15 protein-coding genes are annotated in these 18,946 nt (G+C 61.2%); 11 read left to right on the top strand and 4 right to left on the bottom strand.

The window, feature by feature from the left end:
- Positions 1-64: 64 nt before the first annotated feature.
- From metG to HBN63_RS00225, 9 genes are all read left to right on the top strand, one after another.
- Positions 65-2,107: a methionine--tRNA ligase gene (gene metG, locus HBN63_RS00185; protein WP_170047963.1), complete on the top strand. Its 2,043-nt coding sequence runs from the start codon at positions 65-67 to the stop codon at positions 2,105-2,107.
- A gap of 155 nt (positions 2,108-2,262) precedes the next feature.
- A complete protein-coding gene (gene rsxA, locus HBN63_RS00190; RefSeq protein ID WP_090252381.1) occupies positions 2,263-2,847 on the top strand; it encodes an electron transport complex subunit RsxA in 585 nt (194 codons plus the stop codon).
- Positions 2,844-3,419, top strand: a complete 576-nt coding sequence (gene rsxB / locus HBN63_RS00195) for an electron transport complex subunit RsxB (protein ID WP_170047964.1) — start codon at positions 2,844-2,846, stop codon at positions 3,417-3,419. The genes rsxA and rsxB overlap by 4 nt, the downstream gene beginning before the upstream one ends.
- Positions 3,416-5,701 carry an electron transport complex subunit RsxC gene (gene rsxC / locus HBN63_RS00200; protein ID WP_170047965.1) on the top strand — a complete coding sequence of 762 codons (2,286 nt, stop codon included), beginning with the start codon at positions 3,416-3,418 and terminating at the stop codon, positions 5,699-5,701. Before rsxB ends, rsxC begins: the two co-directional genes overlap by 4 nt.
- 42 nt (positions 5,702-5,743) lie before the next feature.
- On the top strand, positions 5,744-6,775 hold the full coding sequence (locus HBN63_RS00205) for an RnfABCDGE type electron transport complex subunit D (protein WP_170047966.1): 1,032 nt from the start codon (positions 5,744-5,746) through the stop codon (positions 6,773-6,775).
- 29 nt (positions 6,776-6,804) lie between these two features.
- Positions 6,805-7,419, top strand: coding sequence for an electron transport complex subunit RsxG (gene rsxG, locus HBN63_RS00210; RefSeq protein WP_170048237.1), 615 nt, complete (start codon positions 6,805-6,807; stop codon positions 7,417-7,419).
- Entirely contained in the window at positions 7,412-8,125 is a 714-nt protein-coding gene (locus tag HBN63_RS00215) for an electron transport complex subunit E (protein WP_170047967.1), read from the top strand. Before rsxG ends, HBN63_RS00215 begins: the two co-directional genes overlap by 8 nt.
- Positions 8,122-8,760 carry an endonuclease III gene (nth, locus tag HBN63_RS00220; RefSeq protein ID WP_170047968.1) on the top strand — a complete coding sequence of 213 codons (639 nt, stop codon included), beginning with the start codon at positions 8,122-8,124 and terminating at the stop codon, positions 8,758-8,760. The genes HBN63_RS00215 and nth overlap by 4 nt, the downstream gene beginning before the upstream one ends.
- A 107-nt stretch (positions 8,761-8,867) precedes the next feature.
- Complete coding sequence (locus HBN63_RS00225; protein WP_090252365.1) at positions 8,868-9,047, top strand: hypothetical protein; 180 nt, start codon at positions 8,868-8,870, stop codon at positions 9,045-9,047.
- A 69-nt stretch (positions 9,048-9,116) separates the two neighbouring features.
- Here the strand turns inward: HBN63_RS00225 and gloA are convergent, their stop codons facing one another.
- From gloA to HBN63_RS00240, 3 genes are all read right to left on the bottom strand, one after another.
- A complete protein-coding gene (gloA, locus tag HBN63_RS00230; RefSeq protein ID WP_090252363.1) occupies positions 9,117-9,509 on the bottom strand; it encodes a lactoylglutathione lyase in 393 nt (130 codons plus the stop codon).
- Positions 9,510-9,604: 95 nt separating this feature from the next.
- Positions 9,605-10,822, bottom strand: a complete 1,218-nt coding sequence (locus HBN63_RS00235) for an argininosuccinate synthase (protein ID WP_090252361.1) — start codon at positions 10,820-10,822, stop codon at positions 9,605-9,607.
- 131 nt (positions 10,823-10,953) lie between these two features.
- Complete coding sequence (locus tag HBN63_RS00240) at positions 10,954-11,877, bottom strand: OmpA family protein (protein WP_090252358.1); 924 nt, start codon at positions 11,875-11,877, stop codon at positions 10,954-10,956.
- Between the two features lie 205 nt (positions 11,878-12,082).
- On the opposite strand from HBN63_RS00240, the gene pyrC reads away from it, so the two are divergent.
- Together pyrC and rnt are read left to right on the top strand one after the other, a co-directional pair.
- Positions 12,083-13,129 carry a dihydroorotase gene (pyrC, locus tag HBN63_RS00245; RefSeq protein WP_170047969.1) on the top strand — a complete coding sequence of 349 codons (1,047 nt, stop codon included), beginning with the start codon at positions 12,083-12,085 and terminating at the stop codon, positions 13,127-13,129.
- Positions 13,126-13,800: a ribonuclease T gene (gene rnt / locus HBN63_RS00250; protein WP_090252353.1), complete on the top strand. Its 675-nt coding sequence runs from the start codon at positions 13,126-13,128 to the stop codon at positions 13,798-13,800. Before pyrC ends, rnt begins: the two co-directional genes overlap by 4 nt.
- 243 nt (positions 13,801-14,043) lie before the next feature.
- On the opposite strand, the gene HBN63_RS00255 is transcribed toward rnt, so the two are convergent.
- A complete protein-coding gene (locus tag HBN63_RS00255) occupies positions 14,044-18,885 on the bottom strand; it encodes an NAD-glutamate dehydrogenase (RefSeq protein ID WP_170047970.1) in 4,842 nt (1,613 codons plus the stop codon).
- Positions 18,886-18,946 lie beyond the last annotated feature (61 nt).

Consider the following 18,946-nt stretch of genomic DNA (forward strand, 5'->3'; position numbering starts at 1 on the left):
TGAAAAATATCCGCCGCCCCTATATAGTTGCCGGCTTCCCTGAGTTACCAGTGCAGCCGATCCCATGAGCCAAGCCCGCAAGATTCTCGTTACCAGCGCCCTGCCCTACGCCAACGGTTCGATCCACCTTGGCCATATGCTCGAGTACATCCAGACCGACATGTGGGTGCGTTTCCAGAAGCTGCGCGGCAACCAGGCCATCTACGTCTGCGCCGATGATGCGCATGGCTCGGCGATCATGCTGCGCGCCGAGAAGGAAGGCATCACCCCCGAGCAACTGATTGCCAATGTGCAGGCCGAACACACGGCCGACTTTGCCGATTTCGGGGTCAACTTCGACAACTACCATTCGACCCACTCGGATGAAAACCGCGAGCTGTCGGCGGCCATCTACCTGAAACTGCGCGACGCCGGGCATATCGCCACCCGCTCAGTGACCCAGTACTTCGACCCCGAAAAGGGCATGTTCCTCGCCGACCGCTTTATCAAGGGCACCTGTCCGAAGTGCGCGGCCGAAGATCAGTACGGTGACAACTGCGAAAAATGCGGCGCCACCTACGAGCCGACCGAACTGAAGAACCCGCGCTCGGCCATCTCCGGCGCCGTGCCCGAGCTGCGCGACTCCAAGCACTTCTTCTTCAAGCTGCCAGACTTCGAGGCCATGCTGAAGAGCTGGACCCGTGGCGGCGCGCTGCAGGACGCTGTAGCCAACAAGATCGCCGAATGGTTGGATTCCGGCCTGCAGGAATGGGACATCAGCCGCGATGCGCCCTACTTCGGTTTTGAGATCCCCGACGAGCCGGGCAAATACTTCTACGTCTGGCTGGACGCGCCGATCGGCTATATGGCCAGTTTCAAGAACCTTTGTGCCAAGCGCCCGGAGCTGGACTTCGACGCGTTCTGGAACAAGGACTCGACCGCCGAGCTATACCACTTTATCGGCAAGGACATCGTCAACTTCCACGCCCTGTTCTGGCCAGCCATGCTCGAAGGCGCAGGCCTGCGCAAGCCGACTGCAGTGGCCGTGCACGGCTACCTGACCGTCAACGGGCAGAAGATGTCCAAATCCCGTGGCACCTTTATCAAGGCGCGCACCTATCTGGATCATCTGAACCCCGAGTACCTGCGCTATTACTACGCAGCCAAGCTCGGTCGTGGCGTGGATGACCTCGACCTGAACCTGGAAGACTTCGTACAGAAGGTCAACTCGGACCTGGTCGGCAAGGTGGTCAACATCGCCAGCCGCTGCGCCGGCTTTATCCACAAAGGCAACAACGGTCTGCTGGTGGCTGGCAATGCCGCACCCGAGCTGACCGAGGCCTTCCAGGCTGCCGCACCGAGCATCGCCGAAGCCTACGAGGCCCGCGATTTCGCCCGCGCCATGCGCGAGATCATGGCCCTGGCCGACCGCGCCAACGCCTGGATCGCCGACAAAGCGCCCTGGTCCCTGGCCAAACAAGACGGCAAGCAGGACGAAGTGCAGGCCATCTGTGCCCTGGGCGTAAACCTGTTCCGCCAGTTGGTGATCTTCCTCAAGCCGGTGCTGCCACAACTCGCCCGCGATGCCGAGGCCTTCCTCAATGTCGCACCGCTGACCTGGGACGATCACCAGACGCTGCTGGCCGACCATCAACTGAACCCATTCAGCGCCCTGCTGACCCGTATCGAGCCTGCGAAAATCGACGCCATGATCGAAGCCTCCAAAGAAGACCTGGCCGCCAGCGAAGCTGCTCCGGTCGCCCAAGGCAATGGCGAGCTGACGAAAGACCCGCTAGCTGCCGAGATTGCCTTCGACGCCTTTGCCGCGGTCGACCTGCGTATCGCCCTGATCGAGAAGTGCGAGTTCGTTGAAGGTGCAGACAAGCTGCTGCGCCTGACCCTGGATATCGGCGACGCCAAACGCAACGTGTTCAGCGGCATCAAGAGCGCCTACCCAGACCCGAGCAAGCTGGAAGGCCGCCTGACCCTGTACGTGGCCAACCTGGCGGCGCGCAAGATGAAGTTCGGCGTATCCGAAGGCATGGTCCTGGCGGCCGGTCCGGGCGGCGAGGAAATCTACCTGCTCAGCCCGGACAGCGGTGCCAAGCCGGGCCAGCGGGTCAAATAAACCTGCGACCCGATAGCGCAGGCGATAACCACCGACTGCGCTAGCCTTATGGCAGCACCATAGGAAGGCTGATCCGGCTTGTATGGCAGGATCGGCTTACCGATAATAGCCACCCCTTTCCTGCGGCCTTTGCCCGTCCATCAATGGAACCCGCAATGACCGAACTCGCCTTGATCATGGTCAGCGCCATCCTGGTCAACAACTTCGTGTTGGTCCAGTTCCTTGGCCTGTGTCCCTTTATGGGCGTCTCGAAGAAGATCGAGACGGCTATCGGCCTGTCGTTGGCCACCACCTTCGTGCTGACCCTGGCCGCCATGTGCAGCTACCTGGTGCAGCAGTACGTGTTGAAGCCCCTGGATATCGAATACCTGCGCACCATCAGCTTTATTCTGGTGATTGCCGTAGTGGTGCAGTTCACCGAAATGGTGGTGAACAAGACTAGTCCGCTGCTGTACCGCGTACTGGGGATCTTTCTGCCGCTGATCACCACCAACTGCATCGTTCTGGGCGTGGCCCTGCTCAACGCCAACAAGGCCGAATTCACCTTTATCACCGCCACCGCCAACGGCTTTGCTGCCGGCCTCGGTTTCTCCCTGGTACTGGTGCTGTTCGCCGCCATGCGTGAGCGTATCGCGATTGCCGATGTGCCGAAGTCCTTCCAGGGCGCGGCCATCGGCATGATCACCGCTGGGCTGATGTCCCTGGCCTTTATGGGCTTTACCGGGCTGATCAAGCTATGAGCCTGGTGCTGATCGCCGTTCTCGCCCTGCTCGCCCTGTGCCTGGTGGCCGGCGCCATCCTCGGTTTCGCGGCGGTGCGCTTCAAGGTCGAAGGCAACCCGATTGCCGAGCAGATCAACGCCCTGCTGCCACAAACCCAGTGTGGCCAGTGCGGTTATCCGGGCTGCAAGCCCTACGCCGAGGCGATTGCCGGCGGCGACAAGATCAACAAGTGCCCACCCGGCGGCGAAGCCACTATTCAGGCGTTGGCGGATCTGCTCGACGTTGAAGCCGAGCCGCTCGACGCCGTGGAAGGCGAAAAACCACAGATGGTCGCTTACATCCGCGAAGCCGAATGCATCGGCTGCACCAAGTGCATCCAGGCCTGCCCGGTGGATGCCATCGTCGGCGCGGCCAAGCAGATGCACACGGTGATCGTCAGCGAATGCACCGGCTGCGACCTGTGTGTAGAACCCTGCCCGGTGGACTGCATCGACATGCTGGAAGTCGGCAGCACCGTGCAGAGCTGGAAATGGGAAAAACCCTTGGCCCCCGGCCAATTGATTGCCAGTGACCGGGAGCAAGCGGCATGAGTGCGCAGGAACGTATCTGGGATATCCCCGGCGGCATTCACCCGGCCGAGCGCAAGGAACTGTCCAACCGCACGCCGATCCAGCCGGCGCCGCTGCCCAAGCGCCTGACGCTGCCGCTTAACCAGCATATCGGCGCGCCCGCAGAACCTGTGGTCGCCGTGGGCGAGCGCGTGCTGAAAGGCCAGCTGATCGCCGCCGCGAATGGTTTTGTCAGCGTGCCGGTGCATGCGCCGACTTCCGGCACCGTGAGCTTTATCGGCCCACAGCCCTACCCGCACGTATCCGGCATGCTCGCCCCGGCCATCGTCATCGACAGCGATGGGCTGGATGAATGGATCGAGCTGATCCCACAAACTGACTATCGCCATCTGGAAAACAGCGCCCTGGTTGAGCTGATTCGCCAGGCGGGCATCAGCGGCCTCGGCGGTGCGGGCTTTCCCACGGCAGTGAAACTCAACGCGCGGCCGACGCAGAAGATCCACACGCTAATCATCAACGGCACCGAGTGCGAGCCCTATATCAGCGCCGACGATCTACTGATGCGCGAGCGCGCCAACGAGCTGATCAGCGGCATCGATATTCTGGTGCAGCTGATCCAGCCTGATCAGGTGCTGATCGGCATCGAAGACAACAAGCCTGAAGCCATCGCCGCCGTGCGCAGCGCGCTGAACGAGCGCAGCTATCAGCTCAAGGTATTTCCCACCAAGTACCCATCCGGTGGCGAAAAGCAGCTGATCCAGATTCTTACCGGCGTGGAAGTACCCAGCGGCGGCCTGCCAGCAGATATCGGCATGCTCTGCCAGAACGTCGGCACCTGCGTGGCCATCCATAACGCGGTAATCCACGGCAAACCGCTGATCTCACGCATCACCACCCTGACCGGTGAGGCCCTGGCCCGACCGATGAACGTCGAGGTGCTGCTCGGCACCCCGGTTGGTGAACTGCTGGAGTTTGCCGGCCTCGGCCGCGGCAAGCTGAACCGCCTGATCATGGGCGGGCCGATGATGGGCTTTACCCTGCCCGACTTCGCCGTACCCGTGATCAAGACCACCAACTGCCTACTGGCCTCGACCAGCGCCGAGCTGCCACCACCGCCGCCGGCTATGCCCTGCATCCGCTGCGGCGAATGCGCCGAAGCCTGCCCGGCCAGCCTGCTGCCGCAGCAACTGCACTTCTTCGCCATCGGCCAGGAGCATGAACAGCTCAAGGCGCATAACCTATTCGACTGCATCGAATGCGGCGCCTGCGCCTATGTCTGCCCGTCGAGCATCCCTCTGGTGCAGTACTACCGCGCCGCCAAGGGCGAGATTCGCGACCTGGAACAGAAACAGCTCAAGGCCGAGCAGTCGAAACAGCGCTTCGAACTGCGTCAGGAACGCCTGCGCCGCGCTGAAGAACAGAAGGAAGCCGAGCGCCAGGCCCGCGCTGCCAAAGCAGCCCAAGCCAAGGCCGCGCAAGCCCAAGCCGCACCCGCTGCGGCCAACGGTGATACTGCGGCGGCCAAGCCGGCCGGGCTGAGCGATGAACAGAAGAAACTCAAGATCGAAGCCAGCATGGCCCAGGTCGCCCTGAAAAAAGCCGAAAAGCAGCTGGCCACCCACGCCAGCCCCGAGCTGCAGGCCCAGGTCGACGAACTGCGCAGCGCTGCGGCCATCGCCCAGCAAGCGCTCGACACGGCCATGGCCGCCAACCCGCCTGCCCCGGCTGCTGCCCCAGTTGCCGACGATGGCGCACTGAAAAAAGTCAAAATCGACGCCGCCATGCTCCGCGCCCAAGTGCGCAAACTGGAAAAACTCGAAGCGCCCAGCGACGAACAACAAAGCGAACTGCAACAACTGCGCAGCCAGCTGGAAGCTGCCGAAAAGCTGCTGGCCAGCCTGGAAGCACAGGCACCTGTACCAGCCGCCAAACCGGCTGCCGACGATGGCGCACTGAAAAAAGCCAAGATCGAACTGGCGATGAAACGCGCCGAACTGAAAAAGGCCGAGAAAGCCGGCAGCGATGAAGCCGCACTTAGCAGCTTACGCGAGGCATTGGCTGCCGCCGAACAGGCGCTGCACCAGGCCGAGGATGCATCCGGAAAACCCGCGCCAGAGCTGGTACGCACCGACAAGAAGCCAATCGATGAAACCACCCGCGCCTTGAAAACCGAAGTGGCCTTTGCCCGCGCCGATCTGCGCAAGCTCGAACGCGACACAGACAGCTCCGCCGACGCCCTGGCGGCTGCACGTCAACGCCTGGCCGATGCAGAACGCCAATTACAGGAACACGCAGACAGCTGATAACAGCCCTGCTAGCCAACCCAAGCAACAACCGGAGCGCCAATGGCCCTGCCCCGCATCACATCGCCCCACGCCAAGGGCAGCAATCGTACCCAGCAAGTGATGCTGCAGGTGCTGCTGGCTACGGTGCCGGGCATTCTCGCCCTGACCTGGCTGTTCGGCGCCGGCACCCTGATCAACCTGCTGTGGGCCAGCGCCTGCGCCCTCGGTGTTGAAGCGGCCATCCTGGCGCTGCGCAAACGCCCGGTGCTGTTCTTCCTCAAGGACTACAGCGTACTGGTCACCGCCGTGCTGCTGGCCCTGGCGCTGCCGCCCTACTCGCCTTGGTGGCTGACGCTGGTGGCCACCGGCTTTGCAGTGTTACTCGGCAAGCAGCTGTATGGCGGCCTAGGGCAAAACCCCTTCAACCCGGCCATGCTCGGCTATGTGGTGGTGCTGATTTCCTTCCCGGTGGAAATGACCAGCTGGCCAGCCCCGCATACGGTCGGCCTGCTTGAAGGTCTGCAACAGATTCTCGGCATCGCCAACCTGCCCGACGGCTGGGCTCAGGCCACCGCACTGGATGCGCTGAAGGTCAACAAGAGCCTGACTATTGATGAGCTGTGGGCACAGAACCCGGCGTTCGGCTACCTCGGTGGCGCCGCCACCGAAGCGGTCAATCTGGCCTTCCTCGCCGGCGGCCTGTATCTGCTGCACAAGCGCCTGTTCACCTGGCATGCACCGGTCGGGATGCTCGCCGCCCTGGCGCTGATGAGCCTGCTGTTCTGGAACGGCTCGGGCTCGGACTCCAACGGCTCGCCGCTGTTTCATCTGCTGACGGGCGCGACCATGCTCGGCGCCTTCTTTATCGTCACTGACCCGGTCAGCGGCGCCACCAGCAACCTCGGCCGGCTGATTTTCGGCATCGGCGTTGGCGTGCTGGTGTATGTGATTCGCGCCTGGGGCGGCTACCCGGATGGCGTGGCCTTCGCCGTGCTGCTGATGAACCTGGCAGCCCCGACCATCGACTACTACACGCGGCCGCGCACCTACGGCCACCGCAAGCCGACTCGCGGCTTCAAGTTGGGAGAGTAACCGTGGCCCTGCCTGAAATTAGCCGCTCGATGCTAAAGAACGCCCTGGTGCTCGGGCTGTTTGCCATCGCCACCGTGGGCCTGGTGGCCGTGCTGCAACAAGCCACTGCCGGGCGCATCGCCAACGCCCAGCGCGAAGCTCAGGTGCGCGCCTTGAGCGAAATCCTGCCCCAGGACAGCTATGACAACCACTTGCTGGACAACAGCATCCAGCTGCACGACCCGCTGCTCGGCAGTAAGTCGCCGCAGACCGCCTATATCGCCCTGAAAGACGGCAAACCCAGCGCCGTGATCCTGCGCGCCACCGCGCCGGACGGTTACAGCGGTGCGATCCATTTGCTGATCGGCATCCACGCAGATGGTCGCCTGGCCGGTGTGCGCGTCCTCGGCCATCGGGAAACCCCGGGGCTGGGCGACAAGATCGAACTGGCCAAAAGCGCCTGGATTCGCAGCTTCGACGGCAAGTCATTGAGCAATACCGGCGAGGATGGCTGGGCGGTGAAGAAAGATCGCGGCGAGTTTGACCAGTTTGCCGGTGCCACCATCACCCCGCGCGCAGTGGTCAAGGCCGTGCATAAAGCCCTGCAGTATTTCGATGCCAATCAAGAGCAGCTGTTCGCAGCCCAGGTGAAGTCCAATGGCTAGTCCCAGCTACCGCGAAATCACCCTTAACGGCCTGTGGAAGAACAACCCGGCGCTGGTGCAGCTGCTCGGCCTCTGCCCGCTGCTCGGGGTAAGCAACTCGGCGGTCAACGCCCTCGGCCTGGCGCTGGCCAGTGCCGTGGTGCTGGTGTGCTCCAACACCGCCGTATCGCTGGTGCGCGGCGTGGTCAACACCGCTGTGCGGCTGCCGGCCTTTGTGATGATCATCGCCGCCCTGACCACCTGCATCGAACTGCTGATGCAGGCCTTTACCTACGAGCTGTACCAGATTCTCGGCATCTTTATTCCGCTGATTACAACCAACTGCGTAATCCTCGGCCGCGCCGATGGCTTCGCAGCGAAGAACGACCCGGCCCGCGCCGCCTATGACGGCCTGATGATGGGCCTCGGCTTTGGCGTGGTGCTGGTGATGATCGGTGCTCTGCGCGAACTATTCGGCACCGGTGCGGTGTTCGCCAATATGCACCTGCTGTTCGGGCCTATCGCCGCCAACTGGCAGCTGACGCTAATCCCCGAGTACAAGGGCTTCCTGCTGGCCATCCTGCCGCCTGGCGCCTTTATCGTGCTGGGCTTGCTGATCGCCTGTAAAAACCGTGTGGATGAAGTGCTGGCCGAGCAAGCTAAAGCGCAGCAGGTTGATGCTCCAGTGCAAAGCCGCCGCGTGCGGGTGACCGGAGTGATCGAGTGAACGCCGCCAAGCGCTACGAGATCTTCCGCCGCCTGCGCGAAGACAACCCCGAACCGAAGACCGAGCTGGCCTACAGTTCGCCGTTCGAGCTGCTAGTAGCGGTCACTCTGTCCGCTCAGGCCACCGACGTCAGCGTCAACAAGGCCACCGCCAAACTGTTCCCGGTGGCCAATACGCCCGAGGCGATTTACGCCTTGGGCGTCGAGGGGTTGAGCGAATACATCAAGACCATCGGCTTGTATAACAGCAAGGCCAAGAACGTCATCGAGGCCTGCCGTATCCTGATCGAGAAGCACGGCAGTCAGGTGCCTGACAACCGTGAAGACCTTGAAGCCCTCCCCGGCGTCGGCCGCAAGACCGCCAACGTGGTGCTCAACACGGCGTTTCGCCAGCTGGCGATGGCGGTGGACACGCATATTTTCCGCGTCAGCAACCGCACCGGCATCGCTCCCGGCAAGAATGTCGTGGAAGTGGAAAAGAAGCTGATGAAATTTGTGCCCAAGGAATTTCTCCTCGACTCACACCACTGGCTGATCCTCCACGGCCGCTATGTGTGTCAAGCGCGCAAGCCGCGCTGCGGCAGCTGCCGCATCGAAGACCTGTGCGAATACAAACAGAAAACCTCCGACGATTGAGCCACTATTTAGTCGCTCGATAAGCTCATTGAAAAAATCTTTTTTACCCGCCCAGGTTTTGCCGTTATAAGGTGCGCAAATGGCCCTTGTAGCCTGGAGCAGAACTGATGAGCACTGACAAAGAAGAACTTGAGCTCGACGAAGATTTTGTTGCTGAAGAAGCGGACGATGCCGAAGCACCGGTTGAGGTGGCCAAGACCAACCTGACCAAGCGCCGCATCATCGATAACTTCCTTGAAGAGCGCCGCCTGCACAAGCAATTGGCCGAATACGACTTCGACCTTTAACGGTCTTGCCAACAAAAAAGCCCCACTACACTGCGGGGCTTTTTTGTGGCTCAGCTGACTCAGCCGGCCTTAATCGGCGCGCGACGGCGACAACAGCTCAATCTTGTAACCATCCGGATCTTCGACGAACGCCAGAATGCTGGTGCCGTGCTTCATCGGCCCAGGCTCGCGGGTGATCTTGCCGCCGCGGGTGCGAATGTCTTCGCAAGCCTTGTACACATCGGCCACTTCCAAAGCGATATGGCCATAGCCGGTGCCCAGCTCGTAGCTTTCCACGCCCCAGTTGTGGGTCAGCTCGATCACGCTGTTGTGCGCCTCATCGCCGTAACCGACAAAGGCCAGGGTGAACTGCCCTTCCGGGTAGTCCTTGCGGCGCAGCAGGGTCATGCCCAGCACTTCGGTGTAGAACGCGATGGATTTATCCATATCGCCGACGCGCAGCATGGTATGCAGCAGTCTCATCAGGTTTCTCCTCATCAATGCCCGGCTGTGTGGGCTTATAAATGCAAACCCCGGCTTATGGCCGGGGCTTGGTATGGCTCAGATGCTCAAGTCTATCAGAGCATCTTGCGGCCTTTGCCCGCAGCGATGCGCATGCGCAGAGCGTTGAGCTTGATGAAACCGCCGGCGTCCGCCTGGTTGTAAGCACCACCATCTTCTTCAAAGGTGGCGATATTGGCGTCGAACAGCGAATCATCGGACTTACGGCCGGTGATGATCACGTTGCCTTTGTACAGTTTCATGCGCACCACGCCGTTCACGTTGGCCTGAGACGCATCGATCATCTGTTGCAGCATGAGACGCTCAGGGCTCCACCAGAAACCGTTGTAGATCAGGCTGGCGTATTTCGGCATCAGCTCGTCTTTCAGGTGAGCGACTTCGCGGTCCAGGGTGATCGATTCAATGGCGCGGTGGCCTTTGAGCATGATGGTACCGCCAGGGGTCTCGTAGCAGCCACGGGACTTCATGCCAACAAAGCGGTTTTCAACGATATCCAGACGACCGATGCCGTTTTCGCCGCCGATGCGGTTCAGTTCAGCCAGGACGGTGGCCGGGCTCATGGCCTTGCCATCGATGGCGACGATGTCACCGGCGCGGTAGGTCAGCTCGATATAGGTTGGGGTATCCGGCGCGGCTTCTGGCGACTTGGTCCAGCGCCACATGTCTTCTTCGTGCTCGGTCCAGGTGTCTTCCAGCACGCCGCCTTCATAGGAGATGTGCAGCAGGTTGGCATCCATGGAGTACGGCGACTTTTTCTTGCCGTGACGCTCGATCGGAATGGCATGCTTCTCGGCGTAGTCCATCAGCTTCTCGCGCGACAGCAGGTCCCACTCGCGCCATGGGGCAATCACTTTTACGCCGGGCTTGAGCGCGTAAGCGCCCAGTTCGAAGCGAACCTGGTCGTTACCTTTGCCGGTGGCGCCATGGGAAATGGCGTCGGCGCCGGTTTCGTTGGCGATTTCGATCAAACGCTTGGCGATCAGCGGGCGAGCGATGGACGTGCCCAGCAGGTACTCACCCTCGTAGACGGTGTTGGCGCGGAACATTGGGTAGACGAAATCGCGGACGAATTCTTCGCGTAGGTCGTCGATATAGATTTCCTTGACGCCCATGGCCTGTGCCTTGGCGCGTGCCGGCTCGACTTCCTCACCCTGGCCGAGGTCAGCGGTGAAGGTCACCACTTCGCAGTTATAGGTATCTTGCAGCCACTTGAGGATCACGGAAGTGTCCAGGCCACCGGAATATGCCAGGACTACCTTGTTTACGTCGGCCATGCCATCAACTCCACGGGGTTGTGCGGGAAAACCGACGATTCTACTGCCCATGCCGCCTGATTTACAGAGGCGCGACAGCTTGTGACGACCAAGCGACGGATAATTGTTGGACAACAGACGAGTTGCAGGCGCTAGGAGGTGGCCGCTGGATCCGCAGCAGCAGGCGCCGGCTCCGCTGCTGGCGCAGGAGGCACTGCTGCTTCCGGCACTCGGTCAAGCAGAATGGTTACTCGGCGGTTCTTCGCTCGATTGGCTTCATTGTTATTCGGCGCCACCGGGTAGCGCTCACCATGAAAACGCATGGTGATCTGCTCGGCAGGAATGCCGTTGGCTTTGAGGTACTCCATCACCGCCAACGCACGGCGGCGCGACAAATCGCGATTAGTCAGGCGATTGCCGCCATTGTCGGCATGGCCGTCTAGCTGAATGCGATTGACGCTGGGGTCGGCCTTGAGAAAGCTGAGGATGATATCGAGTTTGGCCTGGGCCAGCGGTTCCAGCGCCACCCCCCCACCTGGAAAGCCGACCTGGCTCTTGCGCACTTGATCGAAATTCACCGGCAGCAGCTTGGCCGTGCAATCCAGGTACTCGTGGTAGGCCTTATTGAATTTGGCCGGCAGCAGGCGCACCTCAACCGCATCCCCCCCCATGGCTGCGCGATGGCGTACCAGAGGACTGCGCCCCTCTAACAGACCCGTCAGCAAGCGCGTGCCTTGCTCTTGCGAACTGTTGAACAGCACCTCAGCCGGCACCACACTGACTGAGCCCAAGTTGATATCACCACGCCCCGGCTGCCAGGGCGCCGCCGCCGCCAGCAAGGTTGCATTACCGGCCCCCAGCCAGCGCTCACGGGCTTTCAAGCTGAAGGTGACCTGTTCGCCCGCACGGCGTACAAACACCCCAGAACCGAAATCGGTGATCGGTTGCGACAGGCGGCACTCGAACTGATCGCCTTCGACCTGCCACTCAATCTTCTCCAGACGAGTCTGGAAGCTGATGGCTAGGACAGGCTGGCTTGCCAGCAGGCAGAGCACCGCGAGTGGGTAGGGTCGCACGACAGACTCCAGGGAATACGGCTTACCTTCTGTCTATCGGTGCCACGGCGGAAAACTTGAGCAGTGCTTTATGGCTATTGCTCGGGGCGGACCATAAACCAACCCCGCCTTCAATCCGCTTTACCCGCGACAGCCGCTTTCAGCGTGCTGCCAAGGGGCTTTTCCGGTAGCATTCTCACTACGTTTTGCCCGCCTGGAAGCTTCCATGACTGACCGCCTTACCCTGCTGCGTCCCGACGACTGGCACATCCACCTGCGCGACGGTGGCGTTCTGCCCCACACCGTCGCCGATGTCGCCCGTACCTTCGGCCGCGCCATCATCATGCCCAACCTGGTGCCGCCCGTTCGCAACGCCAGCGAAGCCGACGCCTATCGCCAGCGCATTCTCAGCGCCCGCCCTGCCGGCAGCCGTTTCGAACCGCTGATGGTGCTGTACCTCACCGATCTGACCCAGCCTGACGATGTGCGCACGGCTAAGGCCTCGGGTTTTGTGCATGCGGCCAAGCTCTACCCGGCCGGCGCGACCACCAACTCCGATTCGGGCGTGACCAGCATCGACAAGATTTTCCCGGTGCTCGAAGCCATGGCCGAAGTCGGCCTACCGCTGCTGGTGCACGGTGAAGTGACACGCAGCGAAATCGATGTTTTCGACCGCGAGAAGGTGTTTATCGGTGAACATCTGAGCCGTGTGGTCGAGCGCTTCCCGACCCTGAAAGTGGTGTTCGAGCACATCACCACCCGTGATGCGGTGGAGTTTGTGCAAGGCGCTTCGGCCAACGTCGGCGCCACCATCACTGCCCACCACCTGCTGTACAACCGCAACCACATGCTGGTTGGCGGCATTCGCCCGCACTTCTATTGCCTGCCGATTCTCAAGCGCAACACCCATCAGGACGCCCTGCTGGATGCGGCCACCAGCGGCAACGCCAAGTTCTTCCTCGGCACCGACTCGGCGCCACATGCCAAGCACGCCAAGGAAGCCGCCTGCGGCTGCGCCGGTTGCTACACCGCCTATGCGGCCATCGAGCTGTATGCCGAGGCCTTCGAGCAGCGTAATGCCCTGGACAAACTGGAAGCCTTTGCCAGCCTGAACGGCCCGGACTTCTACGGCCTGCCGCGCAACACCGACAGCATCACCCTGGTGCGTGAAGACTGGACCGCACCGGCCAGCTTGCCATTGGGCGAGCAAACCGTTATCCCGCTGCGCGCCGGTGAAACCCTGCGCTGGCGTCTGCTGGAGAACCAAGCGTGAGTGAAGACCTGTACGACGACGAAGCCGAAAGCGGCAGCCACTCCGGCCCGCGCCACCCGATGGCCGCGCGCTTTCGTGGCTACCTGCCGGTAGTCGTGGACGTGGAAACCGGTGGGTTCAACTGCGCCACCGATGCACTGCTGGAAATCGCTGCCACCACCATCGGCATGGACGAAGGCGGCTTCCTCTACCCTGAGCACACCCAGTTCTTCCGTATCGAGCCGTTTGAAGGCGCAAATATCGAACAAGCGGCGCTGGACTTCACCGGCATCAAGCTCGATCACCCGCTGCGCATGGCCGTCACTGAAGAGCATGCGCTGACGGAAATTTTCCGCGGCCTACGCAAGTCACTGAAAGCCAACAGCTGCAAGCGGGCGATCCTTGTTGGCCACAATAGCAGCTTCGACCTGGGCTTCCTTAATGCTGCGGTTAACCGCACTGGCATCAAGCGCAACCCGTTCCACCCATTCTCCAGTTTCGACACCGCCACCTTGGCTGGTCTGGCGTACGGTCAAACCGTATTGGCCAAAGCCTGCCAGGCAGCCGACATCGACTTCGACGGCAAGGAAGCACACTCGGCACGTTACGACACCGAGAAGACCGCGGAGCTGTTCTGCGGCATCGTCAACCGCTGGAAAGAGATGGGCGGCTGGATGGATTTCGACGACTAAGTACGTGCAAGACTACGATCTGCTGCGCGTCGGCCCTGCGGCGTTAAAAACAGACTCGGAATGCTCATGTACAAAAGTACACTCCGCTTCCTCGTCTGTTTTTGTCTTGCAGGACTCTAGCTCGCGAGATCTAGAGCAATCGTAATTTCGCCGACACCAGACCTGCCCCAATAAAAAGCCCCGCACTAGGCGGGGCTTTTTATTGGGGCAGGAACAGCGCAGGCCAGGCCTGCGCTGCCTTTATCAGGCGCTTTGCGCCAGGTCCATCAACTCGCGGTTAGCCACGGCATACATGGCGTAATCGGTGTTGGTGGCCGCACGCAGTTCGCCGAGCATGACCTTCCAGCGATCCACCAGACGGCGGTGCTGATCCAGCCACACACCGACCCGTTCCTCGATATCCGCCGGGCCTTCGGCCATTTGCAGTACCGACACGGTGATGGCGCGCTGCTGCCAGTCCAGATCATCGCGGAAGGCTTCACGGGCCAGCGCTTGCCAGTTGTTTTCCACCGGCAGGCTGGTGATCTGCTGCAGATACCAGGACAGCTCCAGCGACCCGCCAATGGCAAAGTACGCCGCCGCAACCCGAGCCGGCTCCTGCCCGGTCACGTCCGACGCTTCGATGATCGGCAACAGGGTGTACAGATGGCTGGTACCGGCGACCACACGCGCCAGCTCTTCCGGCACGCCGGCCTCGACATAACCCTGGAAGCGCGCCAGCCACTGTTCACGGGCTGGGCCTTCGAGCAGTTCGTCGAGCCGGCCGACCAGGGCCTCGATACGCGGTGCGAAATGCGCCACGTCACGGGCCGCATCCAGCTCGTTGCGGCGGCTGCGCAGGAACCAGCGCGTCGCACGGCGGCCCAGACGCATCAGCTCATCCATCAACTGCAGTTGCAGCTCAGCTGGGACCTGGTAGTCCAGGACCTCGATCTGTTTCCACCAATGCGGCAAGCGGAACAGGTCACGCACAATCACATAGGCGCCGGCGACATTCGCCGCGCTCATGCCGGTGGACTCCTTCAGGCGCTGCACAAAGGTGATGCCCATGTGGTTAACCAAGTCGTTGGCAATCTGCGTGCTGACGATTTCGCGCTTGAGGCGATGGCGACGCATCGGCTCACCGAACTTCTTCGCCAACAGCGGCGGGAAGGCGGTTTCCATCTCACGCGCCAGGTACTCATCGTCCGGTACCAAGGATTTCAGCAGCGATTCCTTGAGGTCAATCTTGCTGTAGGAGATCAGCACCGACAGTTCAGGACGAGTCAGACCCAGACCATTGGCGGCACGTTCGTTGAGCTCGTCGTCGGTAGGCAGAAACTCCAGGGCACGATCCAGCTTGCCGGCCGCTTCCAGAGCCGTCATCAGGCGCTTGTACTCACTCACCCGCTCACGCGCACGGCGCTCAGCCAGCGACAACGCCTGGGTCTGCTTGTAGTTGTTGCCCAAAACCAGGCCACCAACAGCATCGGTCATTTCCACCAGCAGCTTGTTGCGCTGCTTGCCGGTCATGTCACCCGCGCCGACGATTTCGCCGAGCAAAATCTTGATATTCACCTCATGGTCGGAGCAGTCCACACCACCGGCGTTGTCGATAAAGTCGGTGTTGCTCTTGCCGCCATTGAGGCCGTACTCGACACGACCCAGCTGGGTCATGCCGAGGTTACCGCCCTCACCCACCACTTTGGCACGCAGTTCGCGGCCATCCACGCGCAGCAGGTCGTTGGCCTTGTCGCCGACATCGGCGTGGCTTTCCTTGCTGGATTTCACGTAGGTGCCGATGCCGCCGTTCCACAGCAGATCCACTGGCGCCTTGAGCAAGGCATTCAGCAGCTCATTCGGCGCCAGCTTGTCGGCGCTGATGTCGAAACGCTCTTTCATCTGCGGGCTGATGGCGATGCTTTTGGCGCTGCGCAGGAAAATCCCGCCGCCCGCCGAGATCAGCTTGGCGTCGTAATCGGCCCAGCTGGAGCGCGGCAGGTCGAACAGACGCTGACGCTCGATAAAGCTCTTGGCCGCATCGGGGTTGGGGTCGATAAAGATGTGCATATGGTTAAAGGCCGCGACCAGCTGCAAGCTTTCCGAAAGCAGCAGGCCATTGCCGAATACGTCACCGGCCATATCGCCGATGCCGATCACGGTGACATTGTCCTTCTGCACGTCGATGCCGCGTTCACGGAAGTGGCGCTGCACCGAGACCCAGCCGCCCTTGGCGGTGATGCCCATGCCTTTGTGGTCGTAACCAGCAGAGCCGCCCGAAGCGAAGGCATCGTCCAGCCAGAAGCCGTATTCGGCGGCAATGCTGTTGGCGATATCGGAGAAGGTCGCGGTGCCTTTGTCGGCCGCCACCACCAGATACGGATCGTCGCCATCGTGGCGCACCACGTTCTGTGGCGGAACCACGGCGCCATCTTTCAAGTTATCGGTAATATCCAGCAGACCGCTGATAAAGATGCGGTAGCAGGCAATGCCCTCAGCCAGCACATCATCACGGCTGCCGCCGACCGGCATACGCCGTGGGATAAAGCCGCCCTTGGCGCCCATCGGCACGATGACCGCGTTCTTCACCTGCTGCGCCTTGACCAAGCCCAGCACCTCAGTGCGGAAGTCTTCCTCGCGATCCGACCAGCGCAGGCCGCCACGGGCGACGTCACCAAAACGCAGGTGCACACCTTCAACACGCGGCGAGTAGACGAAGATTTCGAACTTCGGCGTCGGCCGTGGAATATCCGGAATCGCCCGTGGGTTGAGTTTGAAGCTGAAGTAGGACTTGTTCTGCCCGGCTGCATCGGTCTGGTAGAAGTTGGTGCGCAGGGTAGCTTTGATCAGGTCCAGATAGCGGCGCAGGATGCGGTCTTCGTTGAGCACCGCAACGTTGTCCAGCGCGGCGAGAATCGCCTGTTCAAGCTTCTGCTGCTTGTCTTCCAGATCATCGGCGGTGAGCTTGCGCGCCAGGTAGAAACGCGTCTTGAACAGGCGCACCAGCTCCTTGGCGATATCAGCGTGGTTGACCAGGGTGCTGGCGATGTAGCTGAGGTCGAAGCCCAGACGAATCTGCTTGAGATAACGGGCGTAAGCACGCAGCAGCGCCACGTCACGCCACGGCATGGCGGCCATCAGCACCAGACGGTTGAAGCCGTCGTTCTCCGCTGCGCCGCCAACGATATTGACGAAAGCGCCCTGCAGGGTGTCGTTGAGCTGCTGGATATCAACATCCAGGCCTTCGGCATAGGTGAAGGCGAAGTCGTGAATCCAGAACTCGCGGCCATCGGCGCGACGCAGTTTGTAAGGGAACTCACCGAGCACACGCAGGCCGAGGTTTTCCAGAATCGGCAGCACATCCGACAGCGGCAGCGGCGTGTCCGCGTGGTACAGCTTGCAGTGCAGCTGCTGCTCGCCCTGGGTCAGCGGCTGGTAGAAGCTCATCACCAGCTGACGTTCATTGTTCAGGCTCAGCAGGTGCTGCATGTCCACCACCGCCGAGTGCGGGGCGAAACGCTCGCGGTAACCGGCCGGGAAACCGCCGGGGAATTCGCTGAGCACTTCGGTGCCCTGAGCTTCGCCGAGGCTTTCGACGATCAAGCTGGTGTAATCGTCCTTCCACGAACGGCAGGCCTGGATGACTTCTTTTTCCAGGCGCAGCGGGTCGATCTGTACGCGATTCTTCGGGTCAACCTTGAGGATGAACTGCACCCGCGCCAGTACCGACTCGGAGAAGAAGGTCCAGAACTCGCAATCGGTAGCCTGCAGGCGCTCCATCAGCACCTGTTGGATCTTCATGCGGGTTTCGGTGGAGTATACGTCGCGTGGCACATAAGCCAGGCAGTAGCAGAAACGACCGTACGGATCGCGACGCAGGAATACGCGAATCTTGTTGCGCTCCTGAATCTGCACGATCGCCATGGTGGTGTTGAACAGCTCGTCCACCGGGGTCTGGAACAGGTCGTCACGCGGCAGCACTTCCAGTACCTGAGCCAGCTCTTTGCCCAGGTGCGCGCTGCTGTCGAAACCGGAACGCTGCTTAATCACCGCCACCTTGCGGCGAATGAACGGAATGCTCCATACGCTCTCGGCATACACCGCAGAGGTGTACAAGCCCATAAAGCGGCATTCCTTGATGACCTTGCCTTTGGCGTCCAGTTCGCGGATCGACACCAAATCCGGATACGCCGGGCGGTGCACGCGGCTCGGAACGGCCGCCTTGGCGAAGGACAGCAGCTGCGGCTCTCGCAGGTAGGCCACGGCTTCCGGTTCGATATGCAACTCATCGGCCTTGAGGCCGCTGCGCAGGCGCTTGGACAAGCCCAGCAGGGACTTCTCGTCATAGACCATGCTGCCGCCGCCAGTGCTGTCGGCAACAGTGAACTCTTCATAGCCGAGGAAGGTGAAGTGGTCGTCGAGCAACCAGCTCATGAATACCTTGATCTCTTCCAGCTCGGCGCCTTCAACCTTGAGTTTGGCCTTGTCCAACCAAGCCAGCAGTTCCTTGGCCTTGGCTTTCATCGGCTGGAAGTCGGCGACGCTCAGGCGTACATCGCCAAAGACTTCTTGCAGGTCCTTTTCCAGGGTCTTCAATTCACCGGCGTTGGAGCAGCGGTCAATCTCCAGGAACATCAGGGCTTCCTGCTGCACATCCTTGCCCTGGGCACCCTTGGGCAGGATTTCCTGCAGCTCGCCGCTCTTGTTGCGGCGCACACTGAACACGCTGTTCTGCAGGGTATGGATGCTGTAACCGCGACGGTTCAGCTCCATGCGCACCGAGTCGACCAGGAACGGAATGTCGCTGTGCAGAATTTCTACGGCAGTGTGGGTGGACTGCCAGCCGTGTTTTTCATAATCGGGGTTGAATACCCGCACTTCGGGCTTGGCCGGTTCAAAACGCTCCAGCAACCGCCAGGACGACAAGGTGCAACCGACCAGATCAGAGAGGCGACGCTGGGTCAGCTCCTCGAGGGCGATGATGCCGAAGAATTGCTCGGCGAACAGGGCTACTTGTGGCAGAGCCTGTTCACTGACGTGCTGCGCCAGCGCCGTTTGCAGGTGGTGCTGAAAATCGGCTTTGCTGGCCGCCGTAAAGAACGCCATGGGTTTGCTCCGTTTGGCTTGTTATTCGTCAGGGGACTCGATCAAGGCAGTCACGAGTAAT

Origin of the sequence: Pseudomonas sp. WS 5011, from assembly GCF_012985775.1 — a bacterium.
Lineage (GTDB): Bacteria > Pseudomonadota > Gammaproteobacteria > Pseudomonadales > Pseudomonadaceae > Aquipseudomonas > Aquipseudomonas peli.

Coding starts and splice junctions, on each gene's coding strand:
- HBN63_RS00235 (WP_090252361.1), bottom strand. CDS start 10,822: ATGGCCGACGTAAACAAGGTAGTCCTGGCATATTCCGGTGGCCTGGAC.
- pyrC (WP_170047969.1), top strand. CDS start 12,083: ATGACTGACCGCCTTACCCTGCTGCGTCCCGACGACTGGCACATCCAC.
- metG (WP_170047963.1), top strand. CDS start 65: ATGAGCCAAGCCCGCAAGATTCTCGTTACCAGCGCCCTGCCCTACGCC.
- gloA (WP_090252363.1), bottom strand. CDS start 9,509: ATGAGACTGCTGCATACCATGCTGCGCGTCGGCGATATGGATAAATCC.
- HBN63_RS00225 (WP_090252365.1), top strand. CDS start 8,868: ATGAGCACTGACAAAGAAGAACTTGAGCTCGACGAAGATTTTGTTGCT.
- rsxA (WP_090252381.1), top strand. CDS start 2,263: ATGACCGAACTCGCCTTGATCATGGTCAGCGCCATCCTGGTCAACAAC.
- rsxB (WP_170047964.1), top strand. CDS start 2,844: ATGAGCCTGGTGCTGATCGCCGTTCTCGCCCTGCTCGCCCTGTGCCTG.
- HBN63_RS00205 (WP_170047966.1), top strand. CDS start 5,744: ATGGCCCTGCCCCGCATCACATCGCCCCACGCCAAGGGCAGCAATCGT.
- rsxC (WP_170047965.1), top strand. CDS start 3,416: ATGAGTGCGCAGGAACGTATCTGGGATATCCCCGGCGGCATTCACCCG.
- HBN63_RS00255 (WP_170047970.1), bottom strand. CDS start 18,885: ATGGCGTTCTTTACGGCGGCCAGCAAAGCCGATTTTCAGCACCACCTG.
- HBN63_RS00215 (WP_170047967.1), top strand. CDS start 7,412: ATGGCTAGTCCCAGCTACCGCGAAATCACCCTTAACGGCCTGTGGAAG.
- rsxG (WP_170048237.1), top strand. CDS start 6,805: ATGCTAAAGAACGCCCTGGTGCTCGGGCTGTTTGCCATCGCCACCGTG.